We start from the raw sequence: 21,041 nt of genomic DNA, 5'->3' as shown, positions 1-21,041 counted from the left end.
AATTTTGTATATTTATTTTATAACTAGGTATATCCTTCTCTTGGAAATTTCATACCTAGCACTCTCATGGTATTATCTTCTGATGAAGCGAATTTTTCAACAATATTCCAATTTTTATTAATAATCTCTGCAACTGATTTTGGAACCTGTTTTTCCCAATCATTTTTGTTTCCCGAAACTGAATCATACATATCATTTTTCACTGATGTAGCTGAGAGTTTTTTTCTCTGACCAACTTTAGGCTTCAATCTGTATATTTTTAGCATCAATCCTTCTGCTTTATCGCCTGTGTAAGTGTAATAATCTCCTTCAATTTCACTGAGAATTTCTTTTCTTAATTCCCATGAACCTCTTGAAACAAGTGGTGGAAAATATTTCTTGAATGGTGCATGAAATGTATAATTTGATGAAACTGTTATTGAATCTCCAAAAACTGATTCTAACATTTGTTTTCTAAGTTCAAATGTAAATGGAAAGCTTTTACTGTTTACCTCATTACCGTCAATCAAAAATCTAACTGGCATAACTACGACTTGATCACTTTTTGTTAAATCCTTGATGATTTCTGAATGAGCATTTGTTACTGGATTCAAATGAGCCAAGTAAATTGCAATTGTCATATTATTCTGATATATGTCTTGTATTTCAATAATTGAGTTTTTTTATGAAAAACCAGTTTAACCATATGATTCAAATTTAACTTCGTAACTTCCATCTGGACGTTTTTTTCGCTCTGTTACGAAATCCTTGTTTTGTAAGTAATCCATCGTTCCATCAATTGTTCCTTGCCATCCACAAATGTAAAACATTGTGTTATCTTTGGTAATTGGTTCTCCGACCAATTCTTCTAATGGGGATTTTTCTCCAGCTTTTGATCTTAGGAATTGTTCTACTCTTCCTGTTTGACCTGTCCATGCACGATTAAACCATTCTTGTGGTCTACTTATTGCTGCTCTATATTTGAAATTCCACTTGTCTGTTCCTTTATCAATACTCTCATTTTCTAAATCGGTAAGAAGTTGTTTGTAACTTAATTCATCTACATAACTTGCACCATGCAAAACTATAATCTCTCTTTTGTCTCCTATGTCATGAAGATGTTGTGCATAACTAACAAATGGAGCGAGTCCTGTTCCTCCGCCAATACATACAATTCTTCTTGTATCTGGTTCTCCATCTGGTAATTCATTATTGATTGTTAAATGACCTGTTGGTTTAATCCAACTAACTTCTGAACCTTCTTTTGCATTGAATAATTCTGTTGTCAATCTACCTGGAAATGGTTTTCTAACCCATCTAATTACAAACTCAAAGAATTTTTTATTTTCTGGATGTGATGCAATTGAATATGCACGTCTAACAATTTTATTATCTTCACCTGGTACTGGCATCCCAATTGTTAAAAATTGGCCAGGTTTGTAATCTGGAATCACTCCATCTTCTGGAACAAGGCGAAATATGCCAAGATCCTCTTTTAGTAATTGTGTATAAGTTAATGTTGCTTTATTGTCTTGAACCATTTCTTAAAAATATGAATTTATGTTTAAATATCTTCTGTTAGATTAGCCTAACTCAAATTAAGTTAAATGTTGGTAATTTTTTAAGAAATCGAATCGTTTAGGTTCAATACTGGGCCGGTAGTTCAGACTGGTAGAATACGCGCATGGCATGCGTGGGGTCAAGGGTTCAAATCCCTTTCGGTCCACCATTTAATTAAAAAATTTCAAGATTCTATCAAATTCTGGTTTATCTAATTTATGTAACTCTTCTAATTCTTTATCTGAAATTTTTTCTTTAATTCTTGTAAGTGAATATGCTGCACTTTTCACTGCTTCTAAATTTGAATCAAAAACACCTTTGTGCAGTTCTTTAGCTGATTGTTTTGCTTCCAAGTGTCCTAATGCACCATATGCACAAGTTCTAACTAAACCACTTGAATCATTTGTTAATTTTATAATTTCTTCAATTGCATTTTTTTCATTTCTATTTGCTAAAACTAACGTTGTGTATGCTCGTACATTTTTACTATCATGTCTCAATCCTAAAACCAAGTCTTTCAAAATATTGCCTCTATTGAGAAATAAACTACTGAATGCCTCGCCTCTAATTTCTATGTCTTCATCATCAAATAATTGGATAATTTCGTGTATGATTTCTGGATCGTTATTTTGAGTCAAAGTCTGTAGTATACTTTTTCTTAATTTCTCATTTTTTAGTGATTCTAAAATTTCCTCTCTGTTCATTCTGTCTTGATTTAAATTATCCTCGTAATATTTTACTCGCATGTCAACCGAACAACGAGACACTGTATTCATAGGTAAGAAACCAATTATGGCATACGTTACTTCAACGTTAATCCAATTGGCTAATTTGCCTTCTGTCAACATCAAAGCTCGAGGAATGAGTATCGGTAGAGCCGTAGATGTTGCACAAATAATTTCAAGAAAGACCGAAAACTCCGGATATATGATTGGAAATATATCCATAGGCTCTGAAAGTTTAGAGTCACAAGACGGTAAGACAAGAAATGTTTCCACAATAGAAATTGAAGTAAAGAGAAATACTCAATAAACTCTTTACTAGTTTTTTCTTTTTTTATTTTGAATATTTTCCTTCTAATTTTCTAAATTTTGATAATTCTACAATATCATTGAACTGATCGAAATTAACTAAATCTTTTTTGAGTCTTGTTGTAGTGCCTTTACTCTTTAATTCTTTGAGTATCTTCATTGTTGCAAATGTATTTGCATACAAAATTGATAATGGATACAGTACAAGTTGAAATCCCATTTTATGCAATGTTGCTGTTGAACTAATTGGAGTTGCTCCTCCTTCAATCATATTTGCGACTAGAGGGGCATTAATTGACTTGCCAATTTTTTTCATTTCTTCAATTGATTTTGGTGCTTCCACAAAAATCAAATCAGCACCAATTTTTTTATAATATTTACCTCTCTCAATCGCTTCGTCTAGTCCTTCTGTAGCTCTGGCATCTGTTCTAGCAACTATGATGAAATCTTTATCCTGTTTTGCATCTACTGCAGCAGCTAATTTTTCACCATATTCTTCTTTTTGAACAACTTCTTTTCCTTTCATATGTCCACATCTTTTAGGCCACTTTTGATCTTCAAGAAATATGCCTGATACTCCTGCAACTTGTAAATCTTGAAGTAATTTTTTTACAGTTAATGCATTTCCATAACCTGTATCCACATCTACAATTAGTGGTACTGATATTGCATTTGCTATACGTCTGGCATTATCTGTTGTTTCTGATAATCCGATAAATCCATAATCTGGCATTCCTAATAATGTAGCAGATGTCCCATAACCCGTTTGAAACATTGCTTCAAAACCTACTTTCTGAGCAATTTTTGCTCCTATAGCATCATACACTCCTGGAACTACAAGAGGTTTTGATTTATCATTAATCAGTTTTCGAAGTTTTTTCATAAAATCTGTCTAGTACTGTTTTATTTATGATTAGCCTATTTCTTAGAATCCATTTCTTTAATTTTCTCTAATTCATCTTGGAGGAATTTCTTATATTTCTCAATTTCATGATTTGTCATTTGACTTGCATTTGAACTCAATAAATTGCCCAGTATAGTTACTCTCTCTAACATATCCATTCCCATAAATTTTCCCATATTCATTAGCCGCATCATCGTGTCCATCTGTTTTTGTGCATCCATTTTCCAGTGCTCTAAATCAGTTAGTATTGTTTTACCATGATCTGTAATCTGATACTTTCCATTTTCACTTTCTTCAATCAAACCTTCATCTAGTAATCTGCCAAGTAGTGGGTAAATTAGTCCCGGTGATGGTTTCCAATTACCAGCACTTGCTTCAATTGCAGAATCAATAATTTCTTTCCCTGTATGTGGCTGTTCTTTTAATTGTTGTAAAATGTAGTATCTAGAAAATCCTCTTGGTACTGCGCTTCCTACTCGTTGTGTCCATTCCCTAAACATCACTAGTGATATCGCTAGCGATATATATTAATGATTCGGTAAGATTTTGGCTAACAGAATTCATAAGTAACCTCTTCTGATTTTATTCATTAATGACGGATTCTATTGAATTTGATCTAATAATTGCAGGTTCTGGTTTGGCAGGATTACGTGCTGCCATTGAGGCTGCAAAGAAGAATCAAAAAATCAAGATTGGAGTTATTGCAAAAACACAGGTCATGCGTTCTCATTCTGTATCTGCTGAAGGTGGGACTGCTGCTGTAATTCAAGAAGACAAGGGTGACACCATAGAATCGCATATTTATGATACTGTAAAGGGAAGTGACTTTTTAGCAGACCAAGATACTGCTGAAAAATTATGTCACATGATGCCAAATGAAATTTTCCAATTAGAACATTGGGGCATGCCTTGGTCAAGACAAGAAAATGGGAAAATTGATCAACGTAATTTTGGTGGATATAGTTTTCCACGTGCAACTTATGCAATTGATAAAGTTGGATTCTTTGAAATGCAAACTCTATACGATACTTGTCAAAAATTTGATAATATTGAATTTCTAAATGAATGGTACATAACATCAATCATCCACGACGGAAAACAATTTTGTGGAATAACTGCAATTGAAACATCATCTGGTTCATTTTATACAATCAAAGGTAAAGCCTTAATCATTGCAACTGGCGGCGCAGGAAGAATTTTCAGTTATTCGACATATGCGTTATCATCAACACCTGACGGTCTTGATATGGCTTATCGTGCAGGTATGGCTTTGAAAGATATGGAGTTTGTACAATTCCATCCTACTGGAATTTTACCATCTGGAATTTTGATTACAGAAGGTGCACGAGGTGAAGGTGGTTACCTGCTAAACAAAGATGGTGACCGATTCATGAAAAACTATGCAGCTGGAAAAATGGAATTAGCACCACGTGATATTGTTTCACGTTCTATTATGACTGAAATTAATGAAGGTCGTGGATTCAAACATGAAACTGGAGAGGATTGTATGAAATTAGATTTACGACATTTAGGTGATGAAAAAATTAAAGCCAAACTAGGTGGTATTAGAGAAATTTCAATTAAATTTTCAGGAATTGATCCTGCTGATGAACCAATTGACATTAGACCTGTTTGCCATTACATGATGGGTGGAATACACACAAACATTGACGGTGCAGCTGAACTTCAAGGTGTTTGGGCTGCAGGAGAAGCTGCATGTAACAGCGTTCACGGCGCAAATCGTCTAGGTGCAAACTCTACTTCTGAATGTATTGTTTGGGGAAAAATTACAGGCTCTTTAGCTGTTGATTATATTGAAAAAGAACACACTTCTGCACAATTTCCTACTCATTTAGTGGCTGCTGAAGAAACTAGAATCTTTGATGGAATATTCCGTGGACGTGGAGATGTTAATCCATATGAAGTAAAACAAGAAGTTGCAGAAATTCTCAATGCAAAAGCATACGTCTATAGAAATCATAATGATTTAGCCGAAGGCCTCAAAAAAGTACGAGAACTAAAGCAAAAAACCTGGAAACATGTTGACGATTCTGCTAAAGAGTATAACACTAATTTCCAAAATGTGATGGAGTTGGATTCAATGTTCCGTGTTGCTGAAATAGTGTTATTAGGTGCTATAAACAGAAAAGAATCTCGTGGGGCTCATTCTAGAACTGATTTCCCAACCCGTGATGACGCAAATTTCCTTCACCACACACTTGCATATTATGATCCAAGCGAACCAATTATGAAGAAGCATCCAGTTACTATAACTAAATACAAACCTGTGGAGAGAAAATACTGATGGAAAGAGAAACTGGTGCAAGAGAAGGACTGAAGGGATGGCTTAATCCTAGTAAAATTGGAAAATTTGGCATCGAAAGATTAGCATGGCTTTTGATGAGATTAACAGGTCTAGGTCTCTTGGCATATTTTATTGGACATATTTATGAAACAAGTCATATCTTAGATGGAAAAGCAGTCTGGGACAAGTCACTAGAAATGACTCAAACAACTGAAGGTCATCTATTCTTAGCGTTAGTAATTGGAATGTGTGTTTTTCATACCGGAAACGGAATTAGATTAATGGTTGCACAAATGGGTTATGGTATTGGAAAAGCAGAAAGACCTGATTATCCATACAAACCTCAATCAATTAACATGAAAGGTAAAGCATGTATCTATGCAACATTAGGTATGGCAGCCCTTGCAATGTGGTATGGAATGGCGGTGATGTTTGCATGATGGTATTAAGAGAAAGCATCATAATGAAAATACACTATGGCACTGCCATAGGTGCACTGTTCTTAACAGTCATACACATAATGATGAGAATGACTCAAGACTTTCACGAATCATTAGAATATGAAAACGTAATTGCAAATTATGAAAGTGTTGGTTATGCTATATTGCTTGAATTATTGTTAATCTTAATTTCTGTTCATGGATTTAATGGTTTGAGAGTAATTCTACTAGAAATGAATCAAGGTCCAACATATGAAAAACTTGTAACAATTGGATGTCTTGGTGGAATGGCAGCATTAATTGCATATGGTTCACGAACTATAATTATGACAAATATGGGGATGGTATAATGGCAACACTTCATCCTAAACTATCAGAAGAACTATCTCAAACAGTTGTTTCTTCTACAAAATCTGTAAAAGTGAAAATTAAACGAAGTAATCCAAATGTAAACGCTGATGAAAAGTTTGATGACTTTGTTGTTCCAATTGAAAAATGGACAACTGTTCTCGATGCTTTGTTAGATGTTAAATCTCATCTTGACCATTCTGTTGGAGTTCGTTATTCATGTAGACAAGCATCATGTGGTTCTTGTGGAATGAAAATTAACGGCAAACCTGCTTTGGCATGCTTCACAAAAATTTCTGAATTAAATTCTGATACTGTAACTGTAGAACCAATGGATAACTATCCTGTAGTTCGTGATTTGGCTGTCAACATGGATCGAATGATAAACAATCACAAAAAAGTAATGCCATACGTAATTAGAGAAGATTCTGAAATTGATGCTGAAAGTGGTATAAGAGAATTCTTACAAAGCCCTGAAAATGTTGAAAAGTATATTCAATTTTCAAGTTGTATCAAATGTGGCTTATGTAATTCTGCATGTCCAACTATGGCTATGGATAAAACATTTGTTGGTCCTCAAGCATTAGCGCAAGCCTACAGATACATTGCAGATGACCGTGACAAAGGAAAAAACAAACGACTAAAAGTTATAGATGAATCTCATGGAATTTGGAGATGTCATTTTGCTGGATCTTGTAGTCAGGTTTGTCCAAAAGGTGTTGATCCTGCAATGGGTATTCAACTCTTGAGAGGATATCTTTTAGGAATTAGAGATTAATCTTTCTTTTCTTCTGTTTTTGTGTCACTTGTCATATCGCCACTTGTATTATCCTCATTTGAAGCCTTTTTGTGAGGATTTGGGCTATTATTTACCTGGTTGTTAATCTGTTCAGACATAAAGTGGTTTGAGACATTGACCTTTACATCATCAATTCCTTGTATGCTCAATAAATTATCATGAATGTCTTGAGCAATTTTGAATCCAAAAACTGCTGGACAAAATGGACTTGTTAGATGTAAATCAACTTTAACATTAGCATCATTGATGTCTACCTCATCAATTAATTCTAATTCTGTAATTGTAGTATTAATTTCCGGATCCACAATTTGTGATAATTCATCGAAAATTTTTACTCGTAGCTGTTTAACATCTTGTGTCATTGAATTGAATCCGTAGTTGCTATATATAGCGATTTTGAATCCATGTTGATGTATCGTTCCCGATTAGGAAAAGATCTTGATGATATCACGTTAAGCTATGTTTCATCCATAAAAGATGATTCTGACATTGCATTTTATGATATCATAGGCAGTGAAGCACATGTAATCATGTTATATGAAAATAAACTCTTGTCAAAAATTGAAACAAAAAAGATCTTGACCGCGTTAGAAGAATTAAAGGGAGGAAACATCTCTCAGCCTGATTTTGAACCTGAAGATATACACGAATTGATAGAATCTCTTGTAATCAAAAAAACCGGAATTGAAAATGGCGGAAAAATGCATACTGCTCGTTCACGAAATGATCAAGTAGCACTTGATATTAGACTAAAAATTCGCGATGACATTAACATACTTTTACAATGTCTAATCGAAACAATTTCTACTCTTCTCAAGACTGCACAAGAAAACACTAAAACAATAATGCCACTTTACACTCATCTTCAACAAGCTCAAGTTGGAGTATTTTCACACTATTTGCTTTCATATGCAGATTCGTTGTTACGTGATCTAGATAGATTCATGTCATTGTATGGACGAGTAAATCAAAGTCCATTAGGAGCAGGTCCTGTAGGTGGTACGAGCCTTCCTATTGATAGAGATAGTACTGCAAAATTACTTGGATTTGCATCTCTTGTAGAAAATTCTATTGATGCAACAAGTACGCGTGATTTTGTTGCAGAATATGTTGCCAATTCTGCAATTATGATGACAAATCTAAGTCGTTTGTCTGAAGATTTTATTATTTGGTCTTCAGCTGAATTTTCATTCATAGAACTTTCTGATGATTTCACATCTCCATCAAGTGTAATGCCACAAAAGAAAAATCCAGATATCTTAGAACTTACACGAGGAAAAACATCTCAAGTTATTGGTTATCTAACATCCATCTTAACTACCACTAAGGGACTTCCATCTGGATATGGAAGGGATTTGCAACAAATAAAATCTTCAATCTGGTCAACATCAAAAACATCAATCACTGCATTAATTATAATAAAATCAATGTTATCTGATCTTACAGTAAACCAAGAAAGAATGCAAAAAGCAACAGAAGAAGGATTTCTTGTTGCATTAGATCTTGCTGAAAATCTAGTTCTTGAAAAAATACCATTTCGTGCAGCACATAACATTGTTGGAAATCTTGTTCAATTGGCACATAATTCAAAAAAATTACTTTCTGAACTTGAATTAAGTGAGATTGAATCTCTTAGAATTAAAGACATTAAATCCACTAAACTTTTTGAATTAATTCAAAAAACAACAGTCTCTTCATCTCTAAAACAAAGAAAGTCAAAAGGATCTGCTGGAACCTCTGAACAGACAAGAATGATTGGGCAGAGAACCAGAAAACTTGTCACTCTTAAAAAATCTGTAAAGACTCAAAATGATAATGTGAAAAAATCACTGACCTTTTTAGAAAAACGTGTTAAAACACTTACAAAATAGATGCGGGTCTAGTGGGATTCGAACCCACGACAGCCGCCTTAAAAGGGCGGTGCGCTACCTGGCTGCGCTATAGACCCATGCGAGTTTTTCCATTACTACACAATTTAGTCTTTTACCAGTCTGAAATTAAAAATGGAAACTTTAAAACCAGCAGTTCTTTTTCTTGTAAATACTGCCCTTGTAGTATAGCCCGGTCTAGAATTCGGCCCTGTCACGGCTGAGACGCGGGTTCAAATCCCGCCGAGGGCGCCATTTCTTTTTCAAATTAAAAATTCTGATCGCTTGTTGTTTCATCACGCTTGTCACAATAATCTTAAAATCCGGGCAATTTTAGTGAAAAATTGATGTCTGACGACAAAAAAGATTCTGAAGTAAAAGATGCTCCAAAAGCAGATAAAGAATCCCAAAAACAAGATGCTAAAAAATCTCTCAAGGCATCTAAAGATGCAGAAAAAGCAGCAAAAGCTGCTGCAGATGCTGAAGCAGCTGCAGATGCAGCAATTGCAAAAGCCAAAGAATTGAAAGAGGCTGCAGCAAAAGCATCAGAAGAAGAGTTCAAAGCAATTGCAGACGAAATTAAAGAAGAAGCTCCAAAAGCACCTGATGTAACTAACAAAAGAAAAAATGAAATTATATTTAGAAGAGAAATGGGTGAACCGGAATTTTTCTTGGATAAAGTTGACAGATTCCCAAAACCTATCTTGTCTGAAGATGAAAAAGATGACATTACAAGAAAAGCTCTTAGTTATGAAGATACTACTCCTGAATACAACCCTCAAAATATTTTAGATGAACGTTTTGGTGGAACATCAAATTATGAAACCGGAATAACTGTTCTTGGTGATGAATTGCAAGCAAAACTAGATCGTCTCAAAAGTGATCCTGAATCATTACCTGAACAAATTGAACAAATTGAACAAAATCTTTCATATTTAGATTCACTACATGAAAATTATTATCTGGGAATGAATGTTTTTAGAACCGCTAAAGGTGGAAGAAAAAATTAAAAAATTTTGGTGATATGATATGAGTGATGTAAAATTTGATGTCTTAAACGCAAGAGTCACATTCAAAAACGTTCCTTTACATTCTCTCGCACGGTTTGCATTCAAAGATGTAGCTGCTGCAACAGATGCTTTTAAAAAAATACCTGGTGTTGAAGAATGTATTATCATACAAACATCAAGTAGAGTTGAAATTTTCACCGTTAGTAATCTTGAAACAGATGATTCAACAGATGCTCGAAGACCTGAAGGAAAAGGTTTGATAATTAATCAGATGAAAGAAACATGGCAAGAAAATTCTAACATTGAACAAATTGATATTGATCATTTTGATCAAACTCTTGAAGTTTTTAAAGACGATGATGTCTATCTCCATCTTTTAAGATTAGCTTGTGGATTAGATTCTATAGTTGTTGGAAAAGAAGAAGTTTTTGACGAAATTAAAAAATCAATAGAAAATGCTAAAAAATCTGGCGCATCTGGTAAAATTCTTAATAAATTATTTGACAGTATAATTCGACTTGCTAATTCTATTAGAGGTTCAACTGAAATAAGTAAAGAAGTTCTATCATTAGGTGATGTTGCATTAAACTTGATAGAAGAAAAAGTTGGCTTGGATGCAAAAAAGAAGGTTTTACTCATTGGAACCGGCGAATCTGCCGCTATGGTTGCAAAAACATTGGGGCAAAAAGAAATCTCATTTTCAGTTACTAGTAAAGACATGGAACGTGCTGCCAATTTCTCACAACTATTGTGTGGCACTCCACTAGAATTTGCTGATGTACTTACCGGATTTGATAAATTTGATATCATTATAGTTGCAACTACTGCTGATTACTTCTTGATTGATCTTGAAACAATCAAACTTGTTATGAAAGAAAAGAAAAAAGGAACTTTAATTTTAGATATCTCTGAGCCAAGAGCTGTAGAAGAAACAATTATGGAATTGCCTCGAATAAAATTACTATTCAGAGATCAAGTTGCAGAAATTTATGAAGAAAATGCAAGATTAAGAGCAGGAATTGTACCCGCTGTTGAGAAAATCATTGACAAAGAATTACCTGTTTTATCTGCTTCAATGAAAAGAGCATAATTTTTTTAAAATTAACCTTGTTGTCTTAAAATTACTTGAGTTAGTGCTTCAGGTGAATATTCAATGCCATGTTCTTCAGTACTATGTTTTCTATATTCATCGATCACGTTTTCTACTTCGCCTTCTATTTCATAATGACATTCAAATCCGTAGTCTCTGCATGTAATTTTTGCCATCTTACTAATTTTGGCTGGATAATTTTCTAAATATAAGTAATACTGTCAACTTTTGAAGAGAAATACATTTATCCAAATCAAGAAACTTCCTTCACATGGCTGATACAAAAGCAAAGATCATCTATACTGAATTATTAAAAGAAGATCTAGTTGTTATTCGTCTAGTACCGGAAAACGGTATGCCAAAATACAAAACTGGACAATTTCTAACTATTGGATTGCCAGTACGTGCAGAAAATAAAATTGTGAAACGTGCATATTCAATTGCATCACATGCTGAAAATAGAGATTATTTTGAATTTGTAATTCGATGGGTAAGAAAACCACTACCTGGTCGTGTAACCACTGAATTATTCTATCTTAGTGTTGGTGATGAAGTATTACTTGGTGATCCAACAGGTGACGACTTGATAATTGAAGACAAATATCGTAACGGAGAACCAGACAACAGAAGAGTTGTTTGTGTAGGTGGTGGAACTGGTCTTGCACCATTCATTGCTTTTGCACATCATTTTCGTGATACAAATGATAAAAGACAACTTGTAGTTTTACATGGTGCAAGTTATGTTGACGAACTAAGTTACAAACGTCTTCTTACTGACTTTGAAAATGAAAGTAAAGAGAGAGGAGTAGATAAATGGAACTTTTTGTACAGAGCTGCAATCAGTAGACCAAAAGAACAATACAATAGATCATGGAATGGTCAAGTAGGAAGAGTTGAATCATTTTTCAAAGAAAATGCACAAGGCGTCTCTCCACTAGATGAACTAGTTGGAGAAAAAGTAACTCCAGAAAACACTAGAATTTACATTTGTGGTTATCAAGGAACTATTGATGGTGTAATGGAATATGTTGCTGATAGAGGATTTGTCAATAGAGATAATCCACATGAAGATGGAACATTTGAAGTCAAATACGAATCATACGGATAAAATTATTCTTTTCTTGGAAGTATCTCATCTAAAATTTCTTGATTAGCAGCTGCGATAAAAGATACTCTTGTATCATAACTCAAATCTGCATCAAGAGAATTAAATTTTGAATCAAGAAGTAAACCTCCTGCTTCTTTGACAATGATGTAACCTGCTGCAATATCTTGAATTCTAATCTTATCTCTTAAATCAATAAAAACATCCATCAAACCTTGTGCAAACATTGCCATTTCCAAAGCATTTGCTCCAAAATGTCTAGTATGACTGTGATGCTCAAAAACAGGTTGCAACTTTTTCATTATTTCTTGTGATGCTCCTGAAGTATTTACTCCCACAATTTTGTATAATGGTACATCTTTGTGAACTGAAATTTGCTTATCATCAAGAAATGCACCATTTCCCTTTGTAGAATGATACATCTGGCCTGTTGAAAGATTTGTAATCACCCCATCTGTTATGGAACTGAGTCTATTTTCTGTTGCAAATGCTAATGATGAACAAAAAAATGGTACGCCTCTGACCGCATTTGCAGAGCCGTCAATTGCATCCATGATTATGAATCCTTTTGGATTATCTGACAGTTCTACGCGACCGCACTCTTCTCCTAGTACTACACATTCAAAATTAATCTCTTTTAGATAATCTAAAACCGTGTTTTCTGCAGTAATGTCGATATTTCTAGAAATATCCCCTCCTGCACCTCTTCCGAAATCCCCTGCAGCCTTTTCTGTACCTGCCATATCTTTTACAGCCTCAAAAATTCTTCTTGATGCTTCTTTGAGAATCTCGTTTGTTTCCATTATCGTATACAAATTTGTGTATAATTTAATTGAATAATATTTGGAAAACCTCTTTATTCATGCTTAAAATTAAACAATTATGACAGCAATAGAACTACAAGGTTCAGGTGGTTGGGTTAATGCCGAACTTACTGATGAAGAAGTTTCAAAATCAAAACTTGTACCTAACATAGACAAACATTTCTTAGCATCACTTGAAAAATTGGATCCTACAAAAATGTTGAAGCACTTCTGTAAAGCATGTAATTCTGAGTTTGATGGACCAACTGGTTTTCAGATAGAAGAAAAACCAAATGAAGAAGTTGCTAATGGATTAATCTTAATTGAGAGGGGTCAATACATATGCCAAAAATGTAACTCCACGATAGGTGAATATCGTGTTTTCTCACAACCACAATAGAAACCTAACACATACATTATTACTTTCGAATCATAGTGATATAATATGGAAGAAAATTACTCTTGGATCTATTTACTCATATTTCTAATAATACCACTTGCTAGAATAGTTCCTAGATTACTGAGACGTGCTGGACTTAAAGAAAACATATCTGCTCGTCCTGAAAGTCCTCGTGGAAATTTTTTCCAAGAATCATCATCTCCTGACACTTTTCGAGAATCTTCATCATCTGATAATTTCCAAGAATCTCCACGTAGAGAAGAGTTTTCAACAAAAAACTGGCCTAAAGAAAAAATTGTTCTTGGTTTATTGTTGACAAATATAACAAAATTTGAAGAAATTCAGAAAAAAGGAAATCTATCAACAAATAATCTAGATACAATTCTTCAGGATCTTGAGAAAAAAGGTCTCATGCAACCTGTTGAAAAAACTGGTCCTTTTGGAAAATCTATACAACTAAGAATAACAGAAAAAGGCGCTGCAGAGTTTAGACGAATGTAATTAGATCTTTGAAGGCATAAATAGCAATTTGTTAGTAATATTTTGTGAGTGGAAAAGACGAATCAATTTTTAGTAAAAGTGCTTTGATGGGAACTAAACCTGGAAAACAAATTATCAAACAAGGTTTATTCAAATCAAAAGGTTTCAAACAATTTAACCAGTATAAAGAAGAAGCAGAAAACACATTTCCGGAATTTGCTAAAAGATTTGCAAAAAATCTATTTGATCAAATTAATTCTGATGAATCTCCTAATACAACACAACAAAAATTTGCTGAAGAGGTTGGTTCAACAGAAATTATTCTCAATGCTTCTGAAATTGATCCTATCAAAGCAAAACTAGGAGACTTTGATACTTTGCATGACCGAGTTCTTAGAATCTTAAACTCAAATTTTGTCAAAATGACTTTTCCTGTTTTTAATGGTCTTTTTGATGCATCAACTGATTATTTTAAAGATGATCCAAGTACCAACATGCGAGAAGACATTGTAGATGGTCACATAATTGCCATAGATCTTAGTGAACCTATGGATAGAATTGTTGACAAAGATGAAGATTTGGAATATCTAGATGATTACAAACTAATGAATCCGTATATACTAAAACTTGCAAGAGAAAAAATTTCAAAAGGCGGAGAAGATGTTTTAAAAGAATTTGAAGAAGGATTCAAACAAGCAAGAATTGGCCAATACCTTGATACAAAATTAAAAGATAAACCCGCATCTATTACAGAAGAAGAGTTAATTGAAAGTTACAAAAAATATCGTTCTGTCATGGGCACAGCTGGTAGAAACATGGCATTAAACCGTGCACCTTTAGCTGAGATATTTTACACTGGAATGGCAAAAGCTGCAGAATCTGTTGGGTGTGGAAATGAAATTGAAGATAGTATTAGAGACAAAGCAGCAAAAATTCCATCGTGGCCACTTTTCTATTCTCTAAAAATGAATGACGTAAAAGATGGATTTGAAGAAACTATGAATCATAGTAAATCATATCTAAATGATGCACAAGCTGCTCTTGAAAAACTCCCAGATAGTTTCTCACATCGAAAATTCTTAGAATTTTTATTCTTGACCGTTGAACATTATAACTTATTTTGGTACAAAAAACTTCAAGAGGCAAATATCTGGTCAGATTTGACTCAAAACCTTCCTACTAAGTGATACAAATGATGTGGTCAGAAAAATATCGACCTCAAAATATTTTTGATATGGTTGGAAATGAGGATGTCAGAAAACAATTTGTTGAATGGTTTGGAAAATGGAAAAAGGGTACTAAACCATTATTGTTAGTTGGCCCTCCTGGAATTGGAAAAACAACATTATGTTTTCTTGCAGGAAAACAGTTTGGTTATGATATGATTAGTCTTAATGCCAGTGATGTTAGAAATAAAAAAAATATTCAAGAAATACTAACTCCAGTTCTTGGAAACCAAACTGTACTTGGTGAACCAATGATATTCATTGATGAAGTAGATGGAATTCATGGTCGTTCTGATTATGGTGGCGTTGAAGCATTAATCAACATCTTAAAAGAACCAACTGTCCCAATTGTACTTGCAGGAAATTATGATTCAACTGATAAAATGAAAAAGATCAAAAAAGTTGTTAAAACTTTGCAGCTTAGTCCTCTTTCACCTCGATTTCTAAAATTGTATCTTAATATGATCTTAGAAAAAGAAAATGCAAAGATCAATCCTGGTAGATTGATAAAATTAATCACCGATTCAAAAGGTGATATTCGTTCAATGATAAATTCTGCACAAGCACTAGTTACTGGATTTGAACCTAACACTGAAAAATCATTTGAATCTCTAAACATAGAAGATGGATTAAATGCATTTTTCAAATCTCAATCACTTGAAGAAGCAAGAATAGTTTTATTTTCTTTACGAATTGATCCTAGAGAAAAAATTAATGCATTTTACTCAAGTATTATTACAAGTAATTTATCATCAGAAAAAATGTCTAAAGCATTAGAAATAATTTCTGAAGCAGATATGCTTTATGGAAAGATAATGAAAACACAAAACTGGAGATTACTTAGATATCTTGATTCCATCTTACTTTCTCTTTATGAAAAAGATTCTTCAGCTAGATACACTCAATACAATTTATCCTGGCCATTATTGAATCGATTACGATGGGATGGTGCAAAGATTAAAGCAATTGCAACTACTCTTTCTAAAAAACTTCACATATCAAACAGTACATTTGCTACATTCTTTTTCCCAGTCATTTTAACATTAAAAGAAAATAATTCCATCGAATTAGAATTTGAAGATACGTATGAGGAATTACTTGAAAAGGAGATTGAATTGTTAAAATGAGCTGGAGAAAAATTGCAATGAAGTTTGAGGGTACTTGCATTGTATGCAATGAAAAAATCAATGTCAATGAAATTGGCTTATGGTCTAAGGGTCTTGGCGTAAAACATGAAAAATGCGTTGAAACTGAGGATCTCAAATGCATTATTTGTGATGATTCAGCAGGTTGTTCTCAATGTGAATTCCAAGATGACTGTGATCGTTCAGTTGTTTCTCAATTATGTATATGTAAAAAATGTGAAGAACTGGGAAATACTTATGAAACTTATCAAAAATCCTTAAAAAAGAAATTTTCTTTATTAAATCTAAAAAATTAGTAATTTTTGTTTTCTTGACTTAAATTAATATATGATATCTGATGCGGAAAATTCGGGCATGCATTCTGATAAAATTAATGAATATCTGAATAACAAAAAAACTTCTGTTCAAGGAGGTGGCCAAGATAGAATCAAGGCTCAGCACGACAAAGGCAAATTAACTGCTAGAGAGAGAATTGATCTACTTTGTGATGATGGATCTTTTGTTGAAATTGACGCTATGGTTACTCATCATTATCACGAATATGACATGCAAAAAAAGAAATTTTTCACTGATGGTGTTGTAGGTGGTTATGGAAACGTTAATGGAAGACAGGTCTATGTATTTGCTTACGACTTTACAGTTCTTGGCGGCACATTAAGCCAGATGGGAGCTAAAAAAATTACCAAACTTATGGATCATGCAGTAAGAAATGGATGTCCAATCATTGGAATTGCAGATTCTGGTGGTGCAAGAATTCAAGAAGGAATTCTAAGTTTAGATGGTTTTGCTGATATCTTTTATCATAACGAACTCGCATCTGGTGTAGTTCCACAAATTACTGCAAGTATTGGACCTTCTGCAGGTGGCGCTGTTTACTCTCCAGCAATGACTGATTTTGTTATCATGGTAGAAAAAGCAGGAACAATGTATGTTACTGGACCTGAAGTTGTAAAAACTGTTCTCGGTGAAGAAATTTCATTTGAAGATTTAGGCGGAGCAATGACGCATGGAACAAAAAGTGGAGTAGCACATTTTGTTGCACAAAATGAATACCAATGCATGGATTACATCAAATCTCTTCTATCTTATATCCCACAAAATAATTCTGAAGCACCTCCTTCAATAAAAACATCTGATGATCCAAATCGATTAGATAATAATTTGATAAACATTGTTCCAGAAGATTCACTAAAACCTTATGACATGAAAGAAATTATTTATTCAATTTTAGATGACAACAAATTTTTTGAAATTCATGAACTGTTTGCACAAAACGTAGTAGTTGGATTTGGAAGAATGAATGGAAAAACAGTAGGCATTGTTGCTAATCAACCAATGTTTTTGGCAGGCGCATTAGATATTGATTCATCAAACAAAGCAGCAAGATTCATTCGCTTCTGTGATTGTTATGGAATTCCAATTATTACTCTTGTTGACACTCCTGGTTACATGCCGGGTTCAAACCAAGAACATAATGGAATAATTAGACATGGAAGTAAACTACTATACGCATATTGTGAAGCAACCGTTCCAAAAATTACTATTGTAATTGGTAAAGCATATGGTGGTGCATACATTGCAATGGGAAGTAAAAATCTAAGAACTGATGTTAACTATGCATGGCCAACTGCACAAATTGCTGTACTTGGTTCAGAAGGTGCTGTCAAAATCATGAATAGAAAAGACTTGGCCAATGCTGATAATCCTGAAGAATTACTAAAGAAACTAAAAGATGAATTTACTGAAAAATTTGCAAATCCTTACGTTGCTGCATCAAATGGTACAGTTGATACCGTTATTGATCCAGCAGAGACACGTCCAATGCTGATTAAGGCTCTTGAGATGTTGAGTAACAAACGTGATAAACAACTTCCTAGAAAACATGGAAATATCAACCTGTGATTAAATATGATTGAGAAAGTACTAATTGCAAACAGAGGAGAAATTGCCCTTCGTGTAATGAAAACATGTAAGACTTTGGGAATTAAGACTGTAGCAGTATATTCAGATGAGGATGTAAACTCCCTTCATGTAAAAACTGCTGACGAGTCATATTACATAGGTGAGGCTGCACCTGCAAAGAGCTATCTTAATCAAGAAAAAATTCTCGAAGTAATGTTATCTTCTGGTACAGATGCCATACATCCTGGTTATGGATTCCTTTCAGAAAATGATGACTTTGCACGATTATGTGAAAAGAACAACATCAACTTTATTGGACCTTCTGCAGATTCAATGAATCTTTGTGGAGATAAAATGCGTTGTAAAGCAGCAATGCTAAAAGCTGACGTCCCAACTGTACCTGGAAGCCCGGGAATAGTAGATGATGCACAACAAGCAGAAAAAATTGCAAATGAAATTGGTTATCCTGTACTTTTGAAATCCGTTTATGGTGGAGGAGGTCGTGGAATTAGATTAGTTACTAATGATAAAGAATTACAAGATGGCTTTGATACAGTTACCTCTGAATCTATAGCTGCCGTTGGAAAATCTGCAATAATTGTTGAAAAGTTCTTAGAAAAAACAAGACACATTGAATATCAGATGTGTAGAGATAAGCATGGTAATGCAGTACATCTCTTTGAAAGAGAATGTTCTATTCAACGAAGAAACCAAAAACTAATTGAACAAACTCCTTCTCCTATAGTTGATCAAGCAAAAAGAGAGGAAATTGGCGAATTAGTTGTAAAAGCCGCAGAAGCAGTTGATTATACTAATTTGGGTACAGCAGAATTTTTGAGAGCAGATAATGGAGAATTTTATTTTATAGAAATTAATGCAAGATTACAGGTAGAACATCCAATTTCTGAAATGGTATCTGGATTAGACTTTGTAAAACTTCAACTAGATATTGCAAATGGAGAAACATTACCATTCAAACAAAGTGATCTAAAGATGAATGGATATGCTATTGAATGTAGAATTAACGCAGAAGATACTTTCTTAGACTTTGCACCATCAACTGGTCCCGTTCCATATGTTACAATACCTTCAGGACCAAATGTTAGATGTGACACATACTTGTATCCTGGTTGTACTGTATCTCCATTTTATGATTCTTTGATGGCAAAACTCTGTACTTGGGGACCAACATTTGATGAATCAAGAGTAAAAATGCTAAATGCTCTAAATGACTTTGACATTCAAGGTGTAGAAACTTCAATTCCATTATACAAAACTATTCTAAACTCTGAAGAATACAAGAACGGTCAACTATCAACTGATTTCTTAAAGAGATATGATATGATTGAAAAATTAGAAAAAGACCTAATTCAAGATAGAAAAGAAAAACAAATTCCTGCTATTGCATCGGCAATCATGCACTCTGAATTCTATAAAAGTAAAGTAAAATCTCAGAACTCTGGTGACACAGATGGAATCTCTACATGGGTAGAGAGAGGTATAATGTAAAAATGAAGTACAAAGTTCAAGATAGTGATGAAGTTGTAGATGGTGAAATCTTAGAGAAATTATCCAAAGATGAATACAAAATTAAGATTAAAGATAATGAATATGTAGTAAAAATTCTTCACACAGATTCAAATGTTATGGAATTTGTTTTAAACAATGAATTTCATTCAGTGAGATATGTTGATAGTCAAACTTCTGAGATGAATTTCATTGTAGATGGTTCATCGATGTCTGTAAACATGAACTCACATCTTGATGATATTGTTTTCAAAAACTCTGGTGGCAGTGATTCTAGTGCTGGTCAATCTACTCTACGTAGTCAAATTCCAGGAAAAGTTGTATCAATTGATGTTGAAGATGGTGCTGAAGTAAAGAAAGGTGATACAGTTTGTACCTTAGAATCAATGAAGATGCAAGTTGCTGTTAAAGCACAAAAAGATGGTATAGTCAAAGGTATCAAAATCAAAGAAGGTAACTCTGTTAACAAAAATGATGTAATTGCAGATATAGAATAATTAGTTTTACTTTAACACATTCATAATTTCATTGTAGTCTGGTTCTTTTAATGGATCCTCAGAAACCCATTTCCAAATTACTTTGTGTTCTTCATCTAAGATGAAGACAGAACGTTTTGCTGCATTGTAATCTTTTACGTGCAACAAATCTTTCAATAAAATATCATAATCCTTGATTGTTTGGCTTGTATAGTCCCCTAATACTGGGAAATTGTAATTATTTTTCTCTGCAAATGCCTTGTTTGCAAATGGTCCATCATTACTAATTGCAATTACTTGTGCTCCTAACTCTGATATGTCATTCAGTGAATCTCTGAATTTACAAAGTTCAACTTCACAAACAGGGGAACTTGCTGCAACAAAAAATGATAAGACTACTTTTTTGCCTTTAAACTCATCTAAGGATCTAAATTTTAGATCTCCATCCACAAGTTCAAATTTTGGTGCTTGATCTCCAACATTAACTGCCATAGAAATCCTCATTTTTTGTTGTATATCAATTTACAGGACTTGGCAAAAATCAAATTTTGATCGAAAAATTTCTCTATAGCTTTATATTTTGACCGAAGGGAGTCGGTTTAACTTGGTTGGCGAGAGTGTAGCATCATATAGTAATGTATTA

At 33.7% G+C, this 21,041-nt stretch carries 26 protein-coding genes and 3 tRNA genes; 19 read left to right on the top strand and 10 right to left on the bottom strand.

The genetic code is table 11. The features are described 5' to 3' along the window. Window positions 1–23: 23 nt before the first annotated feature. Both T478_RS05890 and T478_RS05885 read right to left on the bottom strand, forming a co-directional pair. Complete coding sequence (locus tag T478_RS05890; RefSeq protein ID WP_048105970.1) at window positions 24–620, bottom strand: nucleotidyl transferase family protein; 597 nt, start codon at window positions 618–620, stop codon at window positions 24–26. A gap of 57 nt (window positions 621–677) precedes the next feature. After that, window positions 678–1,520 (bottom strand): ferredoxin--NADP reductase, encoded by an 843-nt coding sequence (locus T478_RS05885; protein ID WP_048105968.1) that lies wholly within the window; start codon window positions 1,518–1,520, stop codon window positions 678–680. 111 nt (window positions 1,521–1,631) lie between these two features. Here T478_RS05885 and T478_RS05880 point away from each other — a divergent pair. Next, window positions 1,632–1,708, top strand: a tRNA-Ala gene (locus T478_RS05880). 1 nt (window position 1,709) lies between these two features. Here T478_RS05880 and T478_RS05875 read toward each other — a convergent pair. Next, window positions 1,710–2,285: a HEAT repeat domain-containing protein gene (locus T478_RS05875; RefSeq protein WP_052433905.1), complete on the bottom strand. Its 576-nt coding sequence runs from the start codon at window positions 2,283–2,285 to the stop codon at window positions 1,710–1,712. Here T478_RS05875 and T478_RS05870 point away from each other — a divergent pair. Next, the gene (locus T478_RS05870) at window positions 2,284–2,571 is read left to right on the top strand and encodes an AlbA family DNA/RNA-binding protein (RefSeq protein WP_048105966.1); all 288 of its coding nucleotides are present in this window, start codon (window positions 2,284–2,286) and stop codon (window positions 2,569–2,571) included. The two genes, T478_RS05875 and T478_RS05870, sit on opposite strands and share 2 nt — an antisense overlap. Before the next feature lie 24 nt (window positions 2,572–2,595). On the opposite strand, the gene T478_RS05865 is transcribed toward T478_RS05870, so the two are convergent. Both T478_RS05865 and T478_RS05860 read right to left on the bottom strand, forming a co-directional pair. Next, complete coding sequence (locus T478_RS05865) at window positions 2,596–3,453, bottom strand: isocitrate lyase/PEP mutase family protein (protein ID WP_048105964.1); 858 nt, start codon at window positions 3,451–3,453, stop codon at window positions 2,596–2,598. 35 nt (window positions 3,454–3,488) lie between these two features. After that, the gene (locus T478_RS05860) at window positions 3,489–3,974 is read right to left on the bottom strand and encodes a PadR family transcriptional regulator (RefSeq protein ID WP_048105961.1); all 486 of its coding nucleotides are present in this window, start codon (window positions 3,972–3,974) and stop codon (window positions 3,489–3,491) included. A gap of 92 nt (window positions 3,975–4,066) precedes the next feature. Between T478_RS05860 and T478_RS05855 the strand changes: the two genes are divergently transcribed. The 4 genes from T478_RS05855 to T478_RS05840 are packed head-to-tail and all read left to right on the top strand — an operon-like array spanning window position 4,067 to window position 7,345. Then, the gene (locus T478_RS05855; RefSeq protein ID WP_048105959.1) at window positions 4,067–5,779 is read left to right on the top strand and encodes an FAD-binding protein; all 1,713 of its coding nucleotides are present in this window, start codon (window positions 4,067–4,069) and stop codon (window positions 5,777–5,779) included. Further along, complete coding sequence (locus T478_RS05850) at window positions 5,779–6,219, top strand: succinate dehydrogenase/fumarate reductase transmembrane subunit (protein ID WP_048105957.1); 441 nt, start codon at window positions 5,779–5,781, stop codon at window positions 6,217–6,219. The genes T478_RS05855 and T478_RS05850 overlap by 1 nt, the downstream gene beginning before the upstream one ends. Further along, window positions 6,216–6,569 carry a succinate dehydrogenase/fumarate reductase transmembrane subunit gene (locus T478_RS05845; protein ID WP_238573572.1) on the top strand — a complete coding sequence of 118 codons (354 nt, stop codon included), beginning with the start codon at window positions 6,216–6,218 and terminating at the stop codon, window positions 6,567–6,569. The genes T478_RS05850 and T478_RS05845 overlap by 4 nt, the downstream gene beginning before the upstream one ends. Continuing rightward, window positions 6,569–7,345 (top strand): succinate dehydrogenase/fumarate reductase iron-sulfur subunit, encoded by a 777-nt coding sequence (locus T478_RS05840; RefSeq protein WP_048105954.1) that lies wholly within the window; start codon window positions 6,569–6,571, stop codon window positions 7,343–7,345. The genes T478_RS05845 and T478_RS05840 overlap by 1 nt, the downstream gene beginning before the upstream one ends. Here T478_RS05840 and T478_RS05835 read toward each other — a convergent pair. Beyond that, window positions 7,342–7,728: a metal-sulfur cluster assembly factor gene (locus T478_RS05835; protein WP_048105952.1), complete on the bottom strand. Its 387-nt coding sequence runs from the start codon at window positions 7,726–7,728 to the stop codon at window positions 7,342–7,344. The genes T478_RS05840 and T478_RS05835 overlap by 4 nt on opposite strands. Window positions 7,729–7,776: 48 nt before the next feature. Here T478_RS05835 and argH point away from each other — a divergent pair, with 48 nt between their 5' ends. Further along, the gene (gene argH, locus T478_RS05830) at window positions 7,777–9,237 is read left to right on the top strand and encodes an argininosuccinate lyase (protein WP_048107015.1); all 1,461 of its coding nucleotides are present in this window, start codon (window positions 7,777–7,779) and stop codon (window positions 9,235–9,237) included. Between the two features lie 3 nt (window positions 9,238–9,240). Here the strand turns inward: argH and T478_RS05825 are convergent. Further along, window positions 9,241–9,314 (bottom strand) — tRNA-Lys (locus T478_RS05825). A 97-nt stretch (window positions 9,315–9,411) separates the two neighbouring features. Between T478_RS05825 and T478_RS05820 the strand changes: the two genes are divergently transcribed. The 3 genes from T478_RS05820 to T478_RS05810 all read left to right on the top strand — a co-directional run bounded on the left by T478_RS05820 (window position 9,412) and on the right by T478_RS05810 (window position 11,334). Beyond that, window positions 9,412–9,489, top strand: a tRNA-Asp gene (locus T478_RS05820). A gap of 92 nt (window positions 9,490–9,581) precedes the next feature. Further along, on the top strand, window positions 9,582–10,244 hold the full coding sequence (locus tag T478_RS05815) for a hypothetical protein (protein ID WP_048105949.1): 663 nt from the start codon (window positions 9,582–9,584) through the stop codon (window positions 10,242–10,244). 19 nt (window positions 10,245–10,263) lie between these two features. Then, complete coding sequence (locus tag T478_RS05810; RefSeq protein WP_048105947.1) at window positions 10,264–11,334, top strand: glutamyl-tRNA reductase; 1,071 nt, start codon at window positions 10,264–10,266, stop codon at window positions 11,332–11,334. Between the two features lie 11 nt (window positions 11,335–11,345). On the opposite strand, the gene T478_RS07505 is transcribed toward T478_RS05810, so the two are convergent. Then, window positions 11,346–11,510 carry a DUF1059 domain-containing protein gene (locus T478_RS07505; protein WP_082008740.1) on the bottom strand — a complete coding sequence of 55 codons (165 nt, stop codon included), beginning with the start codon at window positions 11,508–11,510 and terminating at the stop codon, window positions 11,346–11,348. A gap of 95 nt (window positions 11,511–11,605) precedes the next feature. Here T478_RS07505 and T478_RS05805 point away from each other — a divergent pair, with 95 nt between their 5' ends. Continuing rightward, a complete protein-coding gene (locus tag T478_RS05805; protein WP_048105943.1) occupies window positions 11,606–12,442 on the top strand; it encodes an FAD-binding oxidoreductase in 837 nt (278 codons plus the stop codon). Window positions 12,443–12,444: 2 nt separating this feature from the next. On the opposite strand, the gene T478_RS05800 is transcribed toward T478_RS05805, so the two are convergent. After that, a complete protein-coding gene (locus T478_RS05800) occupies window positions 12,445–13,242 on the bottom strand; it encodes an inositol monophosphatase family protein (RefSeq protein WP_048105941.1) in 798 nt (265 codons plus the stop codon). A 79-nt stretch (window positions 13,243–13,321) separates the two neighbouring features. On the opposite strand from T478_RS05800, the gene T478_RS05795 reads away from it, so the two are divergent. The 8 genes from T478_RS05795 to T478_RS05760 are packed head-to-tail and all read left to right on the top strand — an operon-like array spanning window position 13,322 to window position 20,419. Next, window positions 13,322–13,642 (top strand): hypothetical protein, encoded by a 321-nt coding sequence (locus T478_RS05795; RefSeq protein ID WP_048105939.1) that lies wholly within the window; start codon window positions 13,322–13,324, stop codon window positions 13,640–13,642. Between the two features lie 45 nt (window positions 13,643–13,687). Then, entirely contained in the window at window positions 13,688–14,143 is a 456-nt protein-coding gene (locus tag T478_RS05790) for a hypothetical protein (RefSeq protein WP_048105937.1), read from the top strand. A 44-nt stretch (window positions 14,144–14,187) separates the two neighbouring features. After that, window positions 14,188–15,309, top strand: coding sequence for a hypothetical protein (locus tag T478_RS05785; RefSeq protein ID WP_048105935.1), 1,122 nt, complete (start codon window positions 14,188–14,190; stop codon window positions 15,307–15,309). Between the two features lie 8 nt (window positions 15,310–15,317). Beyond that, on the top strand, window positions 15,318–16,475 hold the full coding sequence (locus T478_RS05780) for an AAA family ATPase (RefSeq protein WP_048107013.1): 1,158 nt from the start codon (window positions 15,318–15,320) through the stop codon (window positions 16,473–16,475). After that, window positions 16,472–16,789: a hypothetical protein gene (locus tag T478_RS05775; protein ID WP_048105933.1), complete on the top strand. Its 318-nt coding sequence runs from the start codon at window positions 16,472–16,474 to the stop codon at window positions 16,787–16,789. Before T478_RS05780 ends, T478_RS05775 begins: the two co-directional genes overlap by 4 nt. 58 nt (window positions 16,790–16,847) lie before the next feature. After that, window positions 16,848–18,395, top strand: coding sequence for an acyl-CoA carboxylase subunit beta (locus T478_RS05770; RefSeq protein WP_048107011.1), 1,548 nt, complete (start codon window positions 16,848–16,850; stop codon window positions 18,393–18,395). Between the two features lie 6 nt (window positions 18,396–18,401). After that, entirely contained in the window at window positions 18,402–19,904 is a 1,503-nt protein-coding gene (locus T478_RS05765) for an acetyl-CoA carboxylase biotin carboxylase subunit (protein WP_048105931.1), read from the top strand. Window positions 19,905–19,906: 2 nt separating this feature from the next. Beyond that, window positions 19,907–20,419: an acyl-CoA carboxylase biotin carboxyl carrier protein subunit gene (locus T478_RS05760; RefSeq protein WP_048105929.1), complete on the top strand. Its 513-nt coding sequence runs from the start codon at window positions 19,907–19,909 to the stop codon at window positions 20,417–20,419. Between the two features lie 6 nt (window positions 20,420–20,425). Here the strand turns inward: T478_RS05760 and T478_RS05755 are convergent, their stop codons facing one another. Then, window positions 20,426–20,890, bottom strand: coding sequence for a redoxin domain-containing protein (locus T478_RS05755; RefSeq protein WP_048105927.1), 465 nt, complete (start codon window positions 20,888–20,890; stop codon window positions 20,426–20,428). Window positions 20,891–21,041 lie beyond the last annotated feature (151 nt).

This window comes from Candidatus Nitrosopelagicus brevis, assembly GCF_000812185.1.
GTDB lineage: Archaea > Thermoproteota > Nitrososphaeria > Nitrososphaerales > Nitrosopumilaceae > Nitrosopelagicus > Nitrosopelagicus brevis.
Note: the sequence above shows the minus strand (reverse complement) of the source record. Positions and strands in the feature narration are given on the sequence as shown.